Origin of the sequence: Bradyrhizobium valentinum (assembly GCF_001440405.1) — a bacterium.
GTDB classification, from domain to species: domain Bacteria; phylum Pseudomonadota; class Alphaproteobacteria; order Rhizobiales; family Xanthobacteraceae; genus Bradyrhizobium; species Bradyrhizobium valentinum.
Genome location: NZ_LLXX01000128.1, coordinates 24,218 through 42,045, shown reverse-complemented (window position 1 = coordinate 42,045; position 17,828 = coordinate 24,218). Strand labels below are relative to the sequence as shown.

Sequence of the window (17,828 nt, the reverse complement as noted above, 5' to 3'; positions counted from 1 at the left end):
CCGTTGCCAACAAGATGGCGCGCATCGCTTGGGCGATCATGGCCAAGGGAGGATACTATCGAGCGCCGGAGCTTGCTGCAGCCGCCTGAAGAGGCTTGGCAATGGGAGCGTGAGTCGACGGCGGAGCAAGACAATCGAATTGCGAGGGGGATGATGGCGTGATGCGAAACGGTCGAGCCGTCGATTGGGACAACCCGCTTCTGGGTCATGGGCGTCAAAGCCCGTGCGAATGATTGGGACCCGATCCGCGGACTACATCAGGGCCAGCGGTCATGGTGCCGCGCAAACAGGCCGGACACATGACTTGCACCCGACCGCAAGCCGAACGTCAGATTCTTCTTGCAACGCGGGCGTCGTCCACACATGACCCAACTCAGACATTGGCTGCTCGCTCATCCTCTGCTCAAGGCCACGCTGACGCGCCATTGCGGCGCGTCCCGCCTCATTAACTTTTCGAAGGTGAGCAAAATTGACCAGCGGCGGCAAAGCAGAAGTTCGATGCTGATTCCATCACCGCCCCCTTGGTATCTACCGGTGACTGAGAGTTCTGTAACGCTCCCGCCTGATCCAAGGCGAAGCATCATGATCATCATCCGACCACTTTGCCCCGCGTGCCAAACAAGAACCAGGTTGGCGCGGATTACATCCGGCCTCTTGGGCTTCGACATTCAGACGTTTGAGTGCCCTGCGTGCGATCACGTCCATCAGACTGTGGTCGAACTAATCGATCCGATGAAGTCCGTCAGTACCAACGCGTGGCTTCGCGGACAACTGCTGGCGCCAACGTAAGGCCGCCTCAGGCAGCGGTCTCTTTTTATCGTGTCAGCTCATGGCCTGATAGTGTTGCAAAAGTCCCAAAAGGCGCTGCTGCTAATTTTCCGCCAAAGCACGAAACAAGCGATAGTCGCCGATCAATGCGGCCTCAAACCCGCTACCGGAATCGCCTGTGAGTTCGGCGCATGGAGGCGTGGTCCCCCGCATCATTTTTCAATCGTCGCGCCTACGGCTCGGAGAATTTGAGTCCCATCCCGCGAAAAGACTTTTGCAACAGTATCGGCCTCGAAGCGGACATCGCACCCTGAAGGCACGCACTCTGCCCCACAATTTAATAACCCGGAACAAATGTTGGTTAGGGACCTTAACGCTGCATGGATCGCCTTCCCGCCCAAGGCATCCTGCATTGATGGCCTCAGTGTCCCCCACACTGGGGCCGTTCCTGCTGAACGAATTTTCAGTAGTGGTCAATATTGACCAGCCCCGCATTGGTATTTGGGGCAAGACTGGCTCCATCGCCGTCCCGAATAGGCAGTTATCGGCGACAGAGAGATCGGTAATGCTCCCGCCCAATACGGGAAGCATGATGTCATCTATCCCACCAAATCCACTATACAGCCGCGCAGAGATCGGAATTCTTCCGTGTTCCAAGTGTGGCAAGCCGATGCGCTTGGCTTGCATCGAGCCTGCTCACCCCGGTCAAGAAGTCCGCACCTTCGAGTGCCCGGAATGCAAGACGACTGGGCGTTTTGCAGTCGCGATCTAGCCGCGACTGGTCCAGTTTTGCGACCTGTTGGGTCCGGCTCTGACGTCGTTTTGCTGACCGCTCCATCAGTTATCCGCAGCCGAATGCTCTTCGGCCGCTTCGATCTCACATGCCATCTCCATGACGCGAGATTGCTCAGGGCGGGGCTATCCGGCTCATCCTGCTGCGAAAAGCCCCCGTCCTGCGGCACTTTTACTTCTGATATCGGCAGCCTGAATGGTAAGATAGGCGTCCCACCGCGGGGACGAAACCGGACATGCCAAACCATACCAACCAAGCAATATTTGATCCCAAGGAGTTTCTCGCCAAGGTGGGTGAAGGGAAGACCATCCTTGAATTTCGCAAGGATGAAATTGTCTTTTCGCAGGGCGACGTGGCGAGCACGGTCTTCTACCTTCAAAAAGGTCGGGTCAAGGTTGTTGTCATATCCGAGCAAGGCAAGGAAGCCGTGGTCGGCATATTGGAGCCTGGCCAGTTTTTTGGCGAAGGCTGCATGAACGGCCATTCGCTGCGTATCGCGACCGCGACAGCGATGGAGGAGTGCCTGGTCACCGCGATAGCGAAGACGGCCATGCTCCAGGCGCTTCACGATCAGCCGAAGTTTTCCGAGTTGTTCATGACTTATCTGTTGACCCGGAACAGCCGGATTGAAGAGGATCTGATCGACCAGCTCTTCAACTCCAGTGAAAAACGGCTGGCGCGCCTGCTGCTCCTGCTGGCGAATTTCGGCAAAGAGGGTAGCCCTCAACTGATCAGTCCGAATATCAGCCAGGAAACATTGGCCGAAATGATCGGTACGACGCGATCCCGCGTCAGCTTCTTCATGAACAAGTTCCGCAAGCTTGGCTTCATCACCTACAACGGAAAAATCGAGGTCAACAACTCATTGCTGAACGCCGTCTTGTACGACAAGCCCGAGATCAAGCGCGAGCCGTGAGCTGATATCTCGTCGCTCATCGATCGCTAATTGCTTGGGAAACAGACCCTCGTCCGACGCGAGCGGCGTGGGTATCTATCGACGCCACCAGCTCCTTTGCCACCCCCATCCGCCACCTCGAACGAGGCGCACGATGAGCAGGAGCAGTACGGCGCCGATGGTGGCGTTGACGATTGCACTGATCAATCCGCTCCCGAGATGGATCCCGAGTTGGGGTAGCAACCAGCTTCCGATAAAGGCGCCCAGGATTCCGATGACAACGTCGCCGATGATTCCGAATCCGGTCCCTTGCACGATCTGGCCGGCGAGCCAGCCGGCAACGAGGCCAACAAACAGTATGACCAACAGGCTTTCGCTCGACATGTGCATTTGGTGACCTCGCGGTTTGCCCGAGAGGAAGCATCACAAACTGGCTTGCTGATGTCTGTATCAAATTGACCAGTTGGCTGCACCACGGCGCCTTAAATTTCCGGGAGTGAGCAAAATTGAACAGGGGAGACACTCCGACTCGCGGCATGTTGGTTCAATCATCGCATGTCAACGGCATCCGCCGGTGGCAGACGCAAAGGGCTTCCACCTTGATCCACGGGGGAATGCATCATGCCCGAACTACATACACGTCCCGAACCTTGCCTGCTTCCGATCCGCCGGCCCGGTTGTCCGAAATGCGAAGGCCGCATGATGCTGCTGGGGATTGCGCCCGGCCCGGAGGGCTTTGAGCTTCGCACGTTTGAGTGCAGGAACTGCGGCCACAGCTTCACAAACACGGCCGTCAAGGACCCGATGAATACGGTCGCGGCCGGCTGGATTGCCGGCGAGTTGAAACCGCCGACGTAAACGCGGTCACTGGGCGCTTGACGATGGGATATCGCTCCAAGCAGCCGATTGCCCCGGACGACCGTTCTGTTTACAGAGTCCGCTTCTGGCACGTTCAGACGTGGAGCATTCGCTCGGCGTTTGCTGGGGTAAAGCGCACATCGTTCGGGACGCGCTGAAGTCCGGAAATGGACCCAAGGCGGACGTCGGGCACGCAGACTGTCCTCTTCGGGCTTTGCTGGGCAGTCTCAGTGCAAAGGCAGTGTAACAATCGACGCGCGCTAAGGAACAAGCGATCCGTATAACAGTTGCCCCGGGGCGAAGCCGGAGTTTGCCTTTGATTTGGACGCCGCCGGAAGTTCGAGTTTCACGGCGGTGAATCTGAACCGACATAGGTTCTCAAAGCGAAAGCATTGAGAGGCTCAGAGATCAGGGAAGATAAGCCGTTGCGCGTCTTCATCCTCGCATTGTCAGTTTTTGGAATTCTTGCCAGTGCAAATGTTGCCAAAGCCGGTCCGAGCATGACCGACCGCGACCTGTTGGCATCCGCCGATCCGGCGACCTTTGTCCACGAGGCAACTCAGGAAACCGAAGATCTGGTAGGACTTGACAAGGGAAAGCGTCGCGACGTGCAGCGCCGGCTGACCCGTCTCGGCTTCGACACCAAGGTCAACGGACGATTCGACAAGTCGACCCGCGCCGTCATTACGCGTTGGCAGGCGGCTCGCGGCTATCCCAAGACTGGCTTCCTCAACGTGCTGCAGCATCAGGCGCTACTGGCAGATTCCGTCTCAGCGACCCGCGCCAGCTTCAGCAGCAGCGACAAATCCAATGACGACCGTCCGGCCCGTCGTCGCGGCGGGGGTGGCGTTCACCATCACCGCAGTGGTCCAAGTGGACTGATTGGCGGCGTGGTGGGCGGACTGTTCGGACGCAGGTGACCCGATAAATTGTACGGTTAACCTGCATGAATTGCTCTCGAAAAGTTCAGTTACAGGTAACTCGGGAGGATCTCATGGATCTAATAACGCGGTGCTCGAAATGCGGAAAACGTATGGTCTCGGTTGTCACCATCTCCGGCCGCACCGACCTCCAATGTATAAGTTGTGACGACCCCGCGGTGAAATGGGCTCAAAGTCCGCTTACAGCCCCTGATAAGCCGATCGTAGCACAGCGCGTTTAAACGCGCGTCGCGATATCGGGTTTACCGCTTGTACTGAGGTGCGTTTTGCAGTGCACGCGTATGCGGCTACCATTGATCCAGGAAGATGGCCGCCCCCCAGGAGTTATCACATGCCGGAGAGACAGCACGACGCTAAGATCGCTAACGAGATGGCTGACCGCCTACAGCGCAGCGCCGACGTCCCGCACTGGAATGAAAGCGAGCGGCAAACCATCGAAGAATGGGTCGAGGATCACGAGATGACATTCGCACAAGCCATCCGCCGGCTTGTAGAGCTGGGGCTCTCAAGCGCGAAACGTTCGAAGTGAGCCGAGCTGTGGCGAAGGAAATCACTCACGCAAACCACCACGAGCGCCAGTTTATGCAATACCAGCAAGTTGGTGGATGGCAAAAGGCGAGTGCGCTCCCCGATAGCCCACGTGTGATCGAAAAGCTTCTGACAAGGGTTGGATTGAACGGAAGCCGTGTTCCGCTGACCGCGTCCTTTATCGAATTACTGAAAAAGGCACCACTGCCAAGAAGGCCCGGATCCTGCAACTTACGCTGCCCGCTAAGGCTCGACGCTGATCGCGCGTCGGTGTGCAAGACGAAAATGAGTGTGTCGCCAATGTGGAGGCGATAAGATGAGCAAAAAGACGTTTTCAAATTCTAGCATTTCTGCGGCAGGTCGAGAAGCGCACAAGCATTTCAAAACCACTGAAGCAGCAAAAGTCCTGACTGATAACGAGAAGGCGCAAGAGACCTTTCACAAAAATCGCGAACGATTGAAGTCGGAACGGCTTGCGCGAGATGCTGCCAAGGCGAAGGGAAAGTGAGCGAGCCGAACATGCTCGATCCGACGCCAGAGCTACCGGACGACACGCCGATCAGCAATGTTGAATTTCCGGTGCGAATTTGCAACGTGTTGGCGGCCGCCGGCCTGAAAACGGTCGGGGAAGTGCGCGAGACGTCGGACGAAATCCTGCTGAGCTTCCAGGAACTAGGGAAGGCCTCTGTCGCCTATCTTCGCGAGACGCTGGGTCTTCCGCCGTGCGATGGGGTCAGGCTTTAGGCAAAAAGCCGGCCTGATTTTGCCGAATTGACAATTCCCCACTGGGGAGTTTGGGGCGTTTGCGCGGTGCCCGCCATGGCAGTTGGAGAGTGCGATGCATAAGGCTACGACCTTCGAGCACGGCGGCAAGGTCTACGAAGTTCGCGCGATCCCGACGTTAAACGGTTGGAAGGTTCGCATTTTCGTCGAGGGCATCCCGGCAACTGGCTTCACTTATTCAGTCGACTCCGAAGTCTATCAAGATGCTGCGATCGACGGAGTGCCGGAAGATTTGGTGGCCGGACTGATGGAAACAGCGGAGCGTGATTTTCGGCGCGGCCTTGCCCAGGAATTGGTGATCGCCGAAGAGACTACCGACGACGATAACGATAAATTTAAACCATGAGATCCCCCCCAGGCGCTCTTGCGGATAACGGCCCGGTTGGCCTTCGTCTCGGCTTCTTCAATCAGGCGGTCCGGGCTCCGTTCAACTTAATTGCGAAGCGTCTTCATAATTTCGTCGCGCGTCTTTTTGCTTTTTTGCTTTTGCGGGCCGCGGCAAGTCGTTGACGGTACCTTTCAAGTCGGTGCTTTTGGGCGCGGTCGATGCGGGCGGCGAGACAAATCTAGCGGCCCACCGCTGCTCAAACTTTCTTTGAAGGTGAAGAGGAATAGTGCTCATAGTCAAAGCTCCGCGTTCGTCGTTGCCCGGTCTCACGGCCTCAAACGCGCGTGGTCGCTTAAGGGGGCCGCCTCGGACTCACCAGTAGCCTTCCCAGACCCGCGCAGGGCCATCGAGCGCGTGGAGCATGTCGGGATCTAAACCGGCGCTCGCAGCCCGGAGGATATCCACTTCATCGATTTGGTCTCGGTGACTTATCGACGTGATCGCAATTGACGCCCTGAAACGTGCGCAACTCGAATCCGATGCGCGAGGGCTTGATACGCGTCAGGACCATTGGGCCCAGACATTTGGGACAGGTGTGGGACTGAGTCGCTATGCGGCTTGAATCCAACAAGACTGCTAGTGACGGCATGATGCTCACCCAAACTCAGGCGGGAGCGTTACAGAACTCTCAGTCCCCGATAGATGCCGTGGTGGGACGGTGATGGTGTCACCATGGGTCATCGCTAATCCCCCAGCTGTTCCATTTTGCTCACTTTCGAAAAGTTAACGAATTAGGGCACCCGGGAAAGCACAACGCCACCAAGCCCAATAATGCTTGGTGGCGTTGGATTAGGTCCGGACAGCGCAATCCCCCGGTGATTATCAAACAGCAGATATGCACTGCGATCGTCTGTTCAAAATTGCTCACTTTCAAACTGTGCCATTGTGGTCGGACAGGCCAATACCCACCGTTCGGTGCCGTCCTAATTGGGCCGCCTGCAATTTGAAATTAGGACAGTGAGCAAAAGTGAGCAGCGCGCCGCTGTTGGATGTGATCGGCTGCAACGGAAGCCGCAGCCATTCTGTGGTTTCCCTCAGGACCCAGACGGCGCTGGGCCGTGTGAGGATCGATAACCATGCATCGCAACGGCTTTCTGATACTCGATCACCTCGTCAGCGCAGTCGAGCAGCGAGTGTGGAATGGTAAGAGCTTCAGGCTACGTCACACAAACCGGCTTCCTGTGCGCGCAGGAACATAGACTGACCTTGTCGGTTAGGTCGCCGGGACATCATCTTAGGGAGTGTGCGCCATGGAGACGAATCGAATTACCGGCTCGGCGAAGGATTTCGCCGGTAAGCTCGAGGGCGCCGTAGGCGATATCGCCGGCGACGCAAAGACCGAGGCAGCAGGCCGCGTCCGCGAGGCGACAGGCACAGCGCAGAACCTGTACGGCCAGGCCAAGGATGCAGCGCGCGAGGCTACGGATGCCGCCGTCAACTACGCCAAAGACGCTTATGAGAACAGCGGCGATACTTTCCATGACGGCTCGCAAGCGATTGCGAAGAGTGTGCGGGACAATCCGCTCGGTTCGATGTTGATCGCGGGCGGGATCGGCTTTGCCTTGGCGCTATTGCTGACGCGCCCGCCGCGCCGTCCGCCGCAGCGCGGGCGATAACGGCTATGACGGCCATATCGGAACAATTCATGCCTTTTGATTGATAGGCTGTTTGTTGATTTGGAGATTCAATCGTGGGTGATGACGTTCCGCTGGCCCCTTACGCCCACGAAGGCTTGGGTCCCGCTCCAGAACCGAAATCCACCATCGCGGAAGTCTCCGAAGCTGTGAAAGGGACAGTCCATCGAGTTAGCGGCGCGATAGAATTGGGTCGAAAGCCAGGGATGCCGTTGAGCATCTTGAGCATCTTGAGCAATGTCGCGCGCGAAGCGCCACTTGGTTCGCTGTTAGTCGCGTTCCTGTTGGGAGTTGCCGTCGCCCGCCGCCGATGATGGCTTGGGGGCGCACTGACCGGCCTGAGGTAAACGGATCCGCCGAACAGCTCGGCGGATGTTTAGTTGCGCGTTCTTGGACTTCTGGCCGGCGATGGGGTTCGTCGCGACGGCGTCGCTGAAGTGATCCACCACCGCCGCGATGGCGAAGACGTTCTCAGGCATAGTTTGCTTGGCCTGCGCGTACGCGTCATCCGCCCCCGCTAACAGCCATCGGGGGCGGCGGTCAGCGCCAGCGATGCGACCACGCTTCGCTCGATCACCTCGTCGGCGCGAGAGCAGCGTGAGTTGCGGCCTTCTCGATACCCGTGGCGGCAGATGATCAGCCGACTGCCCGATGTTGCTCGCCACTCGTCAGTTTCCGAAGCGAACAAAGATGTCCGATTTTCTCGGTTTAGATGTCAGATTGTGGCCGATCAGAAACGTTTGCCAAACGGCCCTGCTGATCACATTCTGCACCTAAAGGTGCGTTTCGCTCGTTGGCGATTGCGGCGGATTCAACGGCGATCGCTCGGCGCTACCGGGCAAACTGCGCCTGGTGATCATCATACGAACATACAAGCACCGCCTAATTAGAAAGCGAGAATCGAGGTTCCGAAGCAACCATTGGTGGCGCGCGACGTTGGTTCACTGTTAAACAAACAAAGGAAAGTCCAAAAATGTCGAATAAAAATCAGATTCACTCGAATCAGAATTTCGAGCACCAACCGAATAGTAACGAACAAATCGATACAGGGACCGCGTCATCCAACGCCTTCCTGGCGATTGCCACTGCTTACGGTGACTACACGAAGAAGTCGTTTGAAGACACGAAACTGTTCGTTGAGAAGCTCTCTGGCGTGAAGTCGCTCGACAAGGCGATTGAAGTTCAAACCGAATTCGCCAAGACGGCCTACGATACGTTCGTTGCGGAGTCACAGAAGATTGGCGTTCTGTACAGCGATCTTGCGAAGCAGTCCTGCAAGCCATTCGGTGACCTTGTTGCAAAGATGACCCCGACAAATCGATAATTCTTCCCCCCGCGGTGTCAGAGCACAATTGCCCTGCTCATCGCGAGGCTTTTCCGATCATCACTTAACTCGTCTAATCCTGGCAACCGAGAGCTTGCGCTCGCGCTTGCTACGAGGAGGAGCATTATGTCCAATCCTAGTCCGCTTTTCCAAAATTTGTCCTTTGATCCAGAGCAGGTAACCGCGGTGAACCAGGCATACGACCTAGCATGTCGAACGCTTCAGAATATCGGTCAGTTGGAGGTAGATCGCGAAATCATTGCCAAGGGTATTTTGCAGGCCGCAGGCAGCGGCGAGCGGGACGCCAACAAACTATGTGAGCGTGCTATCCTTGGATTGACGCCGCTCGACTATCGGCAGCATAGCACCTAAAACAACCAACGGAGCGACTGGGTTCAGGTTCGAAGACGGAGACATCGGCCCGCCAATCAAGAGCCCAGGAGACGCCTTTTTTCATGCCCAGACCGCCGGCCGGCCCGACAGGCCTTGTTCCCACCTCCGCCGTGCTGCAGCGGCTGCATGATGAAGTACCAGCGAACCATTTCACCTTGGACTGGCTGATGCACAGCCTTCGCAAGCGATCCTTCGGGATCATCATGCTCCTGCTCGCGCTGGTCGCGATCGCACCGGGGCTCTCGATCGTAGCCGGCCTGCTACTCATGATTCCGGCGTTTCAGATGATCGCGGGCAAACCCGTTCCGGTCTTTCCACGCCGCATCGCCACTCGTCCCTTGCCGACGAGGCACCTCGCTGCTGTGGTGCAGCGATCCCTACCGGTGCTTAGATATCTTGAGAAGGTGGTTCATCCACGCTGGCACACTCCGCTCGAGGCAACCAAGCGCCTGGTCGGCACCATCGTCGTGGTACTGAGCGCCACCCTGGTATTCATTCCAATACCCTTGAGCAACGTCGTCCCCGCCTTGGTGATTGCCTTGATCTCCCTTGCCTATCTCGAGGAGGATGGGGTCCTGCTCTCGATCGCCTTGCTGGCCGGCGTCATTGTTTTGGCGGTCGCGGCGGCGGCAGCTTGGCAGATGGTCGTCGGCGCAAAATGGATCATCGATCTCTGGTAGCGACCTGTCTCTGGTAACGAACCGTGCCGTGCCGCTTGTTGGCCGCGCCAACAATACTCGCCTCGCTTCTGCCCGGAAGACCGTTTGAAGCCGCAACCACAGGCATCAGCCCTGCTTCGCTCGACCACACGACCGGCGGAGCTATGAACCGTAGCGCGAAAGAATACCTTGCAGGCGGAAGAAACTTTTCCTTTGGATCGATGTTGTCATTCCAGCAACGGAACCGGGCGACTGGCAGTTGCTCGAAAAGCCGCTCGGCGTAATGCCCGGGCGGCTTTTTATTTTAACGTGGGAGGGCGAAATGTCGAATGATAAGCCCCTCAAGCTCGACGACTTCCCGGTTGAGGTTGAGGGCGATGAATTGATGACTGCGGACGGCAAGCCAATCGCCAAGGCGAAAACGCCAGACATCGCAGAGGATATCGCGGACCGTCTCAACGAAGACGATTACCGCAAAGAGCAGGACAGATGGTCGGCTTGATTTAGCTCGTGGTCGCGGCGAAGCATGCCACTCACAGGCCGCAGCAATATCACACCTGATGCGGTGACGCCCCCGAGGCGTATCGACCCGACTTGCCCGTAAGCGCGCGTTCGCAGCCTTGCAGTTCATCGCCAGCTCGAAAACCGTTGGTGTCTCCCCCGGCAGATCGCCGGCGTTTGGTACCCCTACAGAATTCTGTGGAAATAGTACGCACCCGCCGCCACGCGCGTTCAGGTTCGCTGCGCTCGGATCTTCCCTTGTCGCTTCACTGAGGCTTGCACCGGCGGCAAGATCAGCCTTTCGGTTTGCCTTTAAACCTGAAACGTTCCCGAAATGGCGTTGATCGTGCGGGCCTTCATTTGGCCAGATCGCTCTTTGCTCGGTGCGCATTCCTTTCCGCTTTGCTCCGAGCGGAAGCAGAGAAGTTTCCTAGTTGTTGCTCGGCGCCAAGATCAAGAAGTGACTGAGCGCACACGCGGGTTGAAGGTTCTGGCGACAGCCCCATTGATCGACGCGATTTCACTCGCATACTTCCAATACATTTCCCAACCCAAGAAAGAAGCGGAACCTTACGCTGCTGGGGCCGTTCTACCTCTACGGCCGACCTTCGTCGGCATAGAGTCATTTTGAATTGGAATAAATCAGATGAGAAAGACATTAATGGTTTCAGTGGCCGTTGCGGCCTTATTGGCCGCGACCGGGCTTGCGACTGCTCAAGGCGTTAATCAAGGAGCAGCGAAGGAATCTCCGACTGCCGCTTCGCCTAAAGCTGATACTGCGGCGCCGATGAATGCACCGGCAGCAAAGGGAGCCGAGACAGCACCCCCCGGCGCTGGGTCAAAAGAGGCGGTGCCTCCACATGCGCAGGGCAAGCCGGATGCAAAAACGACCGGCGACATGAAAGCCGATGGCAAGTCAAAGGCTTCAGAGTCAACTACTCCGACCACGAAGGACACGAAGAGTCCGACCGCCGAAACGAAGGCGCCTTCTGACAGCAAGGCGACCAGCGAGACGAAAGTCGACGGCAAAACGAGAGCGCCTGATTCGACCACCACCTCAAAGGACTTAAAAGCTCCGACTGCCGAGACCAAGCCTTCGACCCCCGACAGCAAGACGACCGGCAATGCCGCAACCGCGGCGACAGCAGCGCCTCCCGCCGAAAAGCGCACCCAGATAACCTCGGCAATCAAGCAAGAGAAGGTCGAGGAAGTTAAGAACGTGAACTTCAATCTCTCAATCGGAACGGCTGTCCCGGCGGGGGTCCGCTATCACCCGATGCCGTCACGTATCGTGGAAATCTATCCGGAATGGCGTGGATACGATTTCATCCTTGTGCACGGCAAGTACATCATTCTTCGCCCGCACACCCACGAGATCGTTTACATCATCGAAGGTTAAGCGAACTCGCAAGGTAAGCGACAGGCAAACCAGAGGGCGGCTTAACAGCCGCCCTCACTTTCTGAGCCAACCACCGCCGGTGCGTCCTAATTGTCTTTCGAGAAGAGTCCTATTCTTGAAAGCGAGCAATATTGACCAGCGTGGATAGACCCCAAGACGTATATTGGTTCGATCACCGCTCCACCGATTGGCAACAATCGGTGACTGAGAGTGTCGCGCTCCCACCTGGTCTTATGGGGGGTGTCATGCTGTCGACTTCAATCCAATCCAATTTTTTTGTGTTGCGAAACTCGGAATTCTGAACTGGTCGAGATGCGGCAACCCGATGGCGTTCTGTTCACGAACAGCGCCATGGCTGTCGACGTGTTTACCAACGACGTCACGTATCTCGGCATGAACCAGCCGAACGTGGAGCAAGTGCGCCTAGTTTGCGATGAATCCGGCCGCTGCTATCGGTCCCGTGGATCGCGGCGCGTGGTTATTCAGCAGGGCCACGACGATTCGTACAACTATGCTCCACGCGAGCGGTACATCGAAAGGCGCGGTTACTATGACGACCAGCCGCGCTCCGGCATCGGCTTCGGCGCTCCGGGCGTGAGCATCGGTGTAGGCGTCGGTGACGGTCGCTGGTGAGTACATGAGGCCGCAGAGATCGTTGCGGCCTTTTTTCTCCTATCCCTCAATTGGAGTGTGCAATGAACATTTTTTACATCATCGGCGTAGTGGTCGTCGTAATCATTGTTGCGGGCTTCCTCGGCCTGCGCCTTTGAACAAACTGCGTCGGTCACTCACGCCACTTTTGGCTGCGAAGCAAATCTGATGCTCGGTCAACAATCCTTGGTCGCTTAAAGCGCCGTGTTTCATCCTCTGCCCGAGATCGACCAAAGCGGTATGATGACATTTTCAGGTAGGGAGAGCCATGGTTGCCGCCGCACCGCCATTAAAGCGCCCCTCTTTGCTGTCGCTGCCGGATGATGATTTGCCAAAGCCACCTGCGGCGGTGACGGAGGCCGCCGACGAGACGGAGATGCCGCTGCCTTCCGATCCGCGGACGTTCTTCCTCGGTGGTTTAGGTTGGGTGCCTTGGCGGCGCTCTACGTGGCAAGCGCGATCATCCTTCCCGTCGTACTCGCCTTCGTGTTGAATCTCCTTCTTCAACCCGCTGTCCGTCTCTTGGGACGTTTGCATCTACCCCGTACTTGACCGTCTTCCTGGTCATTGGAGCGCTTGCAGGTCTCGTGGCGGCCTTATCGGTACCGACCGCGACTTGGGCTGAGCGGCTGCCCGAGGGCATACCGCGCCTGGAGGCACATCTGCAGGTTATAAGAGGGCCAATCGAAGCGTTGCAGAAGGTTATCCAACAGGCCGAGCAGGTTGCAGACGCTCCACCTGGCCAGGGCTCGATCGTCTCGGTTCGCCGCGATCTTGGCCTGACAGGCGCACTTTTCGCAGGGACGCGCTCCGTACTCGATGGCCTGTTTACGACTGTCCTGGTGCTCTATTTTCTTTTGGTAGCGGGCGACGTATTCCTTCGACGCATTGTTGAGATCCTGCCGACATTCGGCGACAAGCGACAGGCCGTCGATATCCCTCAGCAGATCCAAGAGGACATATCGGGCTATCTGGTGACAATCACAGCCATGAATGCCGCGATCGGTGTCACGACGGCGGCCGCGATGTATCTTTGCGGTCTGGGAGACCCGTTGTTGTGGGCACCACAGCCTTCCTGCTCAACGACATTCCGATTTTGGGGCCGCTTTTCGGGGTCGGCATCTTCGTGCTGGTGGGCATGCTGAGCTTCGAAAGTTTATGGTGGACGTTGCTGCCGCCAGCCCTCTACTTCGGTATCCACCTCGTGGAGGGTGAAACACTAACGCCGATGTTGCTGGCGCGGCGCTTCACGCTGAATCCGGTGTTGATCATCCTGTCGCTGGTGTTCTGGTTCTGGATGTGGGGCGTGCTTGGCGCAATCTTGGCCGTTCCCATGCTGGCTATCCTGAAGATCATCTGTGACAGGTTGCGCCCGCTAAAGGCCCTGGGGCACTTCCTCGAAGGGGAATAGCGGTATCTCCCTCTCGTTTTTCATGTGTTGCCATCGAACGAACTCGGTGGCAACGAGTTGTCCCGGATGGCTAAAAGCAAATCACCATCGATTGGCCCAATGAGCGTGCAGCCTATCGAGCATAGCTTGACCGCGCGGAACCAACTGCCGACCATGATGTCAACGCGCGGCGAAGACAAGAGGACGCCCCTGCCGAAAAACCAGCAAGCCAGGATGGAAGCAGTCCGCGTCGCGAGAGCAAGAATTATGCGGCGCAATTCCCTGCGGAAGCAGCGACAAGCCCAAGAGCGCTAATCCCGACCACAGATGCTTGTTCAGTTTCTGGAGTCAATTGCCCGGTCCAGCTCGTGAAGGTACGACAGTCCATGCACCGTCAAGCGGTGCTCGTCTTTTTCGCCCCCTAGGTACAATTCCATCAGATGCCTGGAAAGCCGTTCACGGGCCCCCTTGGTCTCGGAACGGTTTGCAAGCGTGCCGTATAGGCTCAGCGCGCGATCAACGGGGAGGATGTTCATTGGTTTTAACTCACAGGATCATTTCAATCTCTCAACAGGTAAGGTTCACTGCTTCGTATTGTTCCGGAAAAACAGCCCATCTCGTGAAGCAAATGTTAGGCGCGAAGTGATGGCGCCCGTAGATCATCAAGCCGACAACGATGCAGCTCGATCGCGCCCCCGATTGAACGCGGTCGCGACTTATGAAGATCTCTGCCCGGCGGATTGAGGGCCGTTTCAAAAGTTGGACTCGCGCAGATCGTAAGACCCCCGGCTACCGCGCACGTAAACCCTGGCGGCCGCAGCGCAAAGGCGCGCGAGACGTCATCGAATGAGTGTCAGGTTCGGGGCCATGGTTGCGGAGTTGCCCGTATTCGTCAGGAACGGTTGCCAGCGATGAAAGCTCGTCACGTGGCGCCACACCCACGCGCGCCATCGGGTTCGTGCTGGTGACATATGATGTGGTGATTTGTCACCGGGTGCTCGTTATTCGACCTCTGATCCCCATATAAGAGCCTATCCTCGTCAACCATCGAAATTGGTCAGAATGCGCGGAGACTCCAACGAAAGGCCCGGCATGTTCAGATCTCAGCAGCACCGCGAAAAGGCAGCCGCATACGGCGAACTGATCAGGCGTTCGAGCGATCCGGGCGAAAGCGGCAAATTTCAGAAACTAAGGGATCGCCACTCAACGCTCGCCGACAGCGAACAGGGACTGGCTGACAATTACGACAGCGCCGTGAACGCAGCGGAACACGATCGCGCTCGCGGCTTGGCCCTTGCAGCCGAAGAGGAGCACGTCTTGCGATGTCTGGGTGCGGCCGTCATCATGCAATGGAACGCGCTTCCGAAGACGCTGCAACGCGAGATCTTCGACACCGCCGGATCGGTCGGAGAGTTATTGGAGACGGCAGCGCTTCGCGGGCAGATCGCCCGCTTTCTGCACAAGCATAAGAATGATGCCGGCCGCAAAAAGGCTTCGACGGAGGATGCGCATCACGACGCAAAATCGCGCGCCGCGGCTCTGTCGCGATGGGACGATGAGGGAGGCGCAGTCCCCGACGGACTGCCGAGGTGAACCAGCGTCGGCAACAGGAGGATTCCCCATGTCACGTAAAAACATGTCACTGACAAAAGTCGGCATCGATGACGGTCCGCACAACATGGACGGGCTGCGGCTTCTCGCGCGGGACGGAACTGAACGGGTCGAAGCGTTCATCGGCCGCAAGGTGATGGACGTCTGGGTCGAATCCATCGAGCACCGCGGAGCACGACGGAGTCTGTTCCGCGATCAGTACAACGCGTTGGGCAAACGCAATCTTGCGGCGATCGAGCGGATCGTGAACGCGAAATACCAGCGCGGCGCCGCGCTCAACCGCCAGCACCCTTATGTCGAGGTTCTGTTCTCGGATATCACGGAAAGCGGCGAGGCCCTGGACGTCGGCGGCCTTGTACGCCTGCCCCTGCCGCCGGAATTTCTCCGGCTGGGTTGAGCCGGATCGGCCAAGCGAGACCCTGACCGTATCTGGCAGGATAGGACAGCACGTTCGCCGTTCAGAGCCGAAATCGCCGCATTAGCAACCTCGTGCCCATGCTGTAGTCGAATGGGTCGATTACGTCAGTTATTGGCAGATATAGTTGCAAAATCTTTTTGGGAAGGCGAACGAAAATTCTTAGAGCCGCTGATGCGTTTTGCGCGCGGCGAAGTGAGGGACCATATCGTTTCATCCGAAATCGATCGCGGGCCTCCGTAGTGGCGTTGAGAAGCGACGCAACAGCAGAGAAGTCCAAAGATCAACTTTCGCGAGATTTTTAGGGTCGTCCGATTTTCGACTTTTGCAACAATATCGGCACCTTTGAGACATGCGCGCATATCCTTAGAATGTCCGTTCACCGGGGTAGACCGGAAGTCGCGGTGGTCCGGTCAAACCGACGCTCATGACCCAACTGAGACATTAGTTCGCCGCCAGAACTGACATCGGCCCCTTCAAGTATGTTAGTCTGAGCCAGTACGATGCGCGGTATTCAGACGTGGGGATCCATCCATCAAAAGGGTCACGTCATGAGCAAACGTGAAAATGAAGCAAGCAAGTTCCGTCCATCGGATAGGCCCCTGAACGAATACGAGCGGGAGCAAAAAGCGCTGCGCAAAAACCTAGAACGGCTGAACGACTGGCGAGAGAGGTTGCCAAGTCGAAGGACGGTTAGAAATCGGAACTCTGTAGCGGCGGGCCGGGCGGCCTCGGTAATTCCTCTATCCCCGGTCGGGGCCACTTTCGGTTTCTTTGCCTTTAAAGTCGCATTTTCGTTCCCACATTATTTGATGGGGCACCGGAGGCTGAGATGAAATCAGAGTTCTTCAGCATGTTCGGAATACCACCCACCGAATGCGAAATCGAAGCCCGCAAAGATGAATTGGGTGTGCCGCGACTGTGGTTTCGATCAACGGGAAATCCGCTGGTCGGCTTGGATTTGACTGGTGCTACCCAGCTTCAGCATTTGTTGACTGATGCCGGCGAAGCCAATCAGGCGAACGAAATTGGTCAACACATCGCCAAAGCGCAGCACCTTCGATAATTGTTTTTCAGGGTGATCCTGCAGATAGCGGTCAGCCCGAGGGGTGAATTGCCTTTAGGGCCTCGGGGCATTACGCAACTTCTCCTGGGCCGCCTTATATTCGTCTTCGAGGGGCAGTTTGTCGAAATCGGGCTTGTAGCCGCTCTTCTCGTATGTCGACCTAGGTATCGGGATGGAAATGCCGTCGTATTCAACCTGAACCGACTGATCGGGTGTTTTAAATAATCCGGTGGGCATGATGCCAGCCCTCCTTGCTTTGGCTTAAGCATATCACGAGGACCTTGATCGCCCCGGCTCACCCAAACAAAAAGACCGCCGGAGACCGGCGGTCCTTTCGTTTACAGTTGGGGTTGATGCGCTCGACTTTGCTCTAGCCTTAGACAGTGGCCGCTATGGGTCTCTTATGTCTCTTGTTGGTGCTAGCCGGTGCGAGAACCTATCGATCAAACCTAACCTTTCTTAAAACTGGGCGCGGCTCAAGGAAGATCAAGTGAGGGATGCTGACCTAGCCCCTTGCCGTCCGCGCGTCCAAACCTATGTCTGCCTTGGCTGATCTGCGCGGTTTTGCCCCCAATCGTCGCGCAGCGCCGGACTTTGCGCCCAATCTGGAGCGTCTGAAGTCGACGCGAGACGCCGCCGGGCCGCTGGGGTTGACGCTTGTCCCGGCCGAAGCACGCGGACTGGACGCACTTGAACAAGCGTTCGCGACGATGATAGGGGATCGCGCGCAATCTAAGTGATGGTGTGCTGTTCAACTGTCTTCTCACTCGGGCCGACGAAGTGATCGAATAGAGCCGTTGTTTGCTGCGGTGCATGAGTCCGCTGTTGGCA

At 57.1% G+C, this 17,828-nt stretch carries 23 protein-coding genes; 18 read left to right on the top strand and 5 right to left on the bottom strand.

What is annotated here, in order from left to right; all coding sequences use genetic code 11:
* Positions 1-1,796 precede the first annotated feature (1,796 nt).
* Positions 1,797-2,477, top strand: a complete 681-nt coding sequence (locus CP49_RS22335; RefSeq protein WP_057852346.1) for a Crp/Fnr family transcriptional regulator — start codon at positions 1,797-1,799, stop codon at positions 2,475-2,477.
* 75 nt (positions 2,478-2,552) lie between these two features.
* On the opposite strand, the gene CP49_RS22330 is transcribed toward CP49_RS22335, so the two are convergent.
* Positions 2,553-2,846: a GlsB/YeaQ/YmgE family stress response membrane protein gene (locus tag CP49_RS22330; RefSeq protein WP_057852345.1), complete on the bottom strand. Its 294-nt coding sequence runs from the start codon at positions 2,844-2,846 to the stop codon at positions 2,553-2,555.
* A 231-nt stretch (positions 2,847-3,077) separates the two neighbouring features.
* Between CP49_RS22330 and CP49_RS22325 the strand changes: the two genes are divergently transcribed.
* The 7 genes from CP49_RS22325 (at position 3,078) to CP49_RS22295 (ending at position 7,570) form a co-directional block, all read left to right on the top strand.
* Positions 3,078-3,314, top strand: coding sequence for a hypothetical protein (locus CP49_RS22325; protein WP_057852344.1), 237 nt, complete (start codon positions 3,078-3,080; stop codon positions 3,312-3,314).
* A 500-nt stretch (positions 3,315-3,814) separates the two neighbouring features.
* Positions 3,815-4,234, top strand: a complete 420-nt coding sequence (locus tag CP49_RS22320; protein WP_082646165.1) for a peptidoglycan-binding domain-containing protein — start codon at positions 3,815-3,817, stop codon at positions 4,232-4,234.
* A gap of 352 nt (positions 4,235-4,586) precedes the next feature.
* Positions 4,587-4,784: a hypothetical protein gene (locus CP49_RS22315; RefSeq protein ID WP_057852342.1), complete on the top strand. Its 198-nt coding sequence runs from the start codon at positions 4,587-4,589 to the stop codon at positions 4,782-4,784.
* 315 nt (positions 4,785-5,099) lie between these two features.
* Positions 5,100-5,291: a hypothetical protein gene (locus CP49_RS22310; RefSeq protein WP_057852341.1), complete on the top strand. Its 192-nt coding sequence runs from the start codon at positions 5,100-5,102 to the stop codon at positions 5,289-5,291.
* Positions 5,292-5,302: 11 nt separating this feature from the next.
* A complete protein-coding gene (locus CP49_RS22305; protein WP_156438583.1) occupies positions 5,303-5,527 on the top strand; it encodes a DNA-directed RNA polymerase subunit alpha C-terminal domain-containing protein in 225 nt (74 codons plus the stop codon).
* A gap of 94 nt (positions 5,528-5,621) precedes the next feature.
* Positions 5,622-5,912, top strand: a complete 291-nt coding sequence (locus CP49_RS22300; RefSeq protein WP_057852339.1) for a hypothetical protein — start codon at positions 5,622-5,624, stop codon at positions 5,910-5,912.
* A 1,292-nt stretch (positions 5,913-7,204) separates the two neighbouring features.
* Positions 7,205-7,570 carry a CsbD family protein gene (locus CP49_RS22295; RefSeq protein WP_057852338.1) on the top strand — a complete coding sequence of 122 codons (366 nt, stop codon included), beginning with the start codon at positions 7,205-7,207 and terminating at the stop codon, positions 7,568-7,570.
* A gap of 287 nt (positions 7,571-7,857) precedes the next feature.
* On the opposite strand, the gene CP49_RS47635 is transcribed toward CP49_RS22295, so the two are convergent.
* Complete coding sequence (locus CP49_RS47635; protein ID WP_245310815.1) at positions 7,858-8,253, bottom strand: hypothetical protein; 396 nt, start codon at positions 8,251-8,253, stop codon at positions 7,858-7,860.
* Between the two features lie 308 nt (positions 8,254-8,561).
* On the opposite strand from CP49_RS47635, the gene CP49_RS22285 reads away from it, so the two are divergent.
* From CP49_RS22285 to CP49_RS22260, 6 genes are all read left to right on the top strand, one after another.
* Positions 8,562-8,912, top strand: a complete 351-nt coding sequence (locus CP49_RS22285; protein ID WP_057852336.1) for a phasin family protein — start codon at positions 8,562-8,564, stop codon at positions 8,910-8,912.
* A 126-nt stretch (positions 8,913-9,038) separates the two neighbouring features.
* Positions 9,039-9,284 carry a hypothetical protein gene (locus tag CP49_RS22280; RefSeq protein ID WP_156438582.1) on the top strand — a complete coding sequence of 82 codons (246 nt, stop codon included), beginning with the start codon at positions 9,039-9,041 and terminating at the stop codon, positions 9,282-9,284.
* Between the two features lie 83 nt (positions 9,285-9,367).
* Positions 9,368-9,985, top strand: a complete 618-nt coding sequence (locus tag CP49_RS22275; RefSeq protein ID WP_057852334.1) for an exopolysaccharide biosynthesis protein — start codon at positions 9,368-9,370, stop codon at positions 9,983-9,985.
* 238 nt (positions 9,986-10,223) lie between these two features.
* Positions 10,224-10,466, top strand: a complete 243-nt coding sequence (locus CP49_RS22270; RefSeq protein WP_338060370.1) for a hypothetical protein — start codon at positions 10,224-10,226, stop codon at positions 10,464-10,466.
* 645 nt (positions 10,467-11,111) lie between these two features.
* On the top strand, positions 11,112-11,864 hold the full coding sequence (locus CP49_RS22265; protein WP_245310814.1) for a DUF1236 domain-containing protein: 753 nt from the start codon (positions 11,112-11,114) through the stop codon (positions 11,862-11,864).
* Between the two features lie 351 nt (positions 11,865-12,215).
* The gene (locus tag CP49_RS22260; protein ID WP_245310813.1) at positions 12,216-12,497 is read left to right on the top strand and encodes a hypothetical protein; all 282 of its coding nucleotides are present in this window, start codon (positions 12,216-12,218) and stop codon (positions 12,495-12,497) included.
* 270 nt (positions 12,498-12,767) lie between these two features.
* Here CP49_RS22260 and CP49_RS47630 read toward each other — a convergent pair whose 3' ends face one another.
* Both CP49_RS47630 and CP49_RS47625 read right to left on the bottom strand, forming a co-directional pair.
* On the bottom strand, positions 12,768-13,022 hold the full coding sequence (locus tag CP49_RS47630; protein ID WP_245310812.1) for a hypothetical protein: 255 nt from the start codon (positions 13,020-13,022) through the stop codon (positions 12,768-12,770).
* Between the two features lie 89 nt (positions 13,023-13,111).
* Positions 13,112-13,468: a hypothetical protein gene (locus CP49_RS47625; RefSeq protein ID WP_245310811.1), complete on the bottom strand. Its 357-nt coding sequence runs from the start codon at positions 13,466-13,468 to the stop codon at positions 13,112-13,114.
* Between the two features lie 104 nt (positions 13,469-13,572).
* Between CP49_RS47625 and CP49_RS47620 the strand changes: the two genes are divergently transcribed.
* The gene (locus CP49_RS47620) at positions 13,573-13,926 is read left to right on the top strand and encodes an AI-2E family transporter (RefSeq protein WP_245310810.1); all 354 of its coding nucleotides are present in this window, start codon (positions 13,573-13,575) and stop codon (positions 13,924-13,926) included.
* A 314-nt stretch (positions 13,927-14,240) separates the two neighbouring features.
* On the opposite strand, the gene CP49_RS46220 is transcribed toward CP49_RS47620, so the two are convergent.
* On the bottom strand, positions 14,241-14,441 hold the full coding sequence (locus CP49_RS46220; protein ID WP_057852331.1) for a hypothetical protein: 201 nt from the start codon (positions 14,439-14,441) through the stop codon (positions 14,241-14,243).
* 556 nt (positions 14,442-14,997) lie between these two features.
* Between CP49_RS46220 and CP49_RS22240 the strand changes: the two genes are divergently transcribed.
* The 3 genes from CP49_RS22240 to CP49_RS22230 all read left to right on the top strand — a co-directional run bounded on the left by CP49_RS22240 (position 14,998) and on the right by CP49_RS22230 (position 16,997).
* Positions 14,998-15,498, top strand: coding sequence for a hypothetical protein (locus CP49_RS22240; protein ID WP_156438581.1), 501 nt, complete (start codon positions 14,998-15,000; stop codon positions 15,496-15,498).
* A gap of 43 nt (positions 15,499-15,541) precedes the next feature.
* Entirely contained in the window at positions 15,542-15,913 is a 372-nt protein-coding gene (locus tag CP49_RS22235) for a signal transduction histidine kinase (protein ID WP_156438586.1), read from the top strand.
* A gap of 850 nt (positions 15,914-16,763) precedes the next feature.
* Positions 16,764-16,997, top strand: a complete 234-nt coding sequence (locus CP49_RS22230) for a hypothetical protein (protein WP_108522855.1) — start codon at positions 16,764-16,766, stop codon at positions 16,995-16,997.
* Positions 16,998-17,828: the final 831 nt, after the last annotated feature.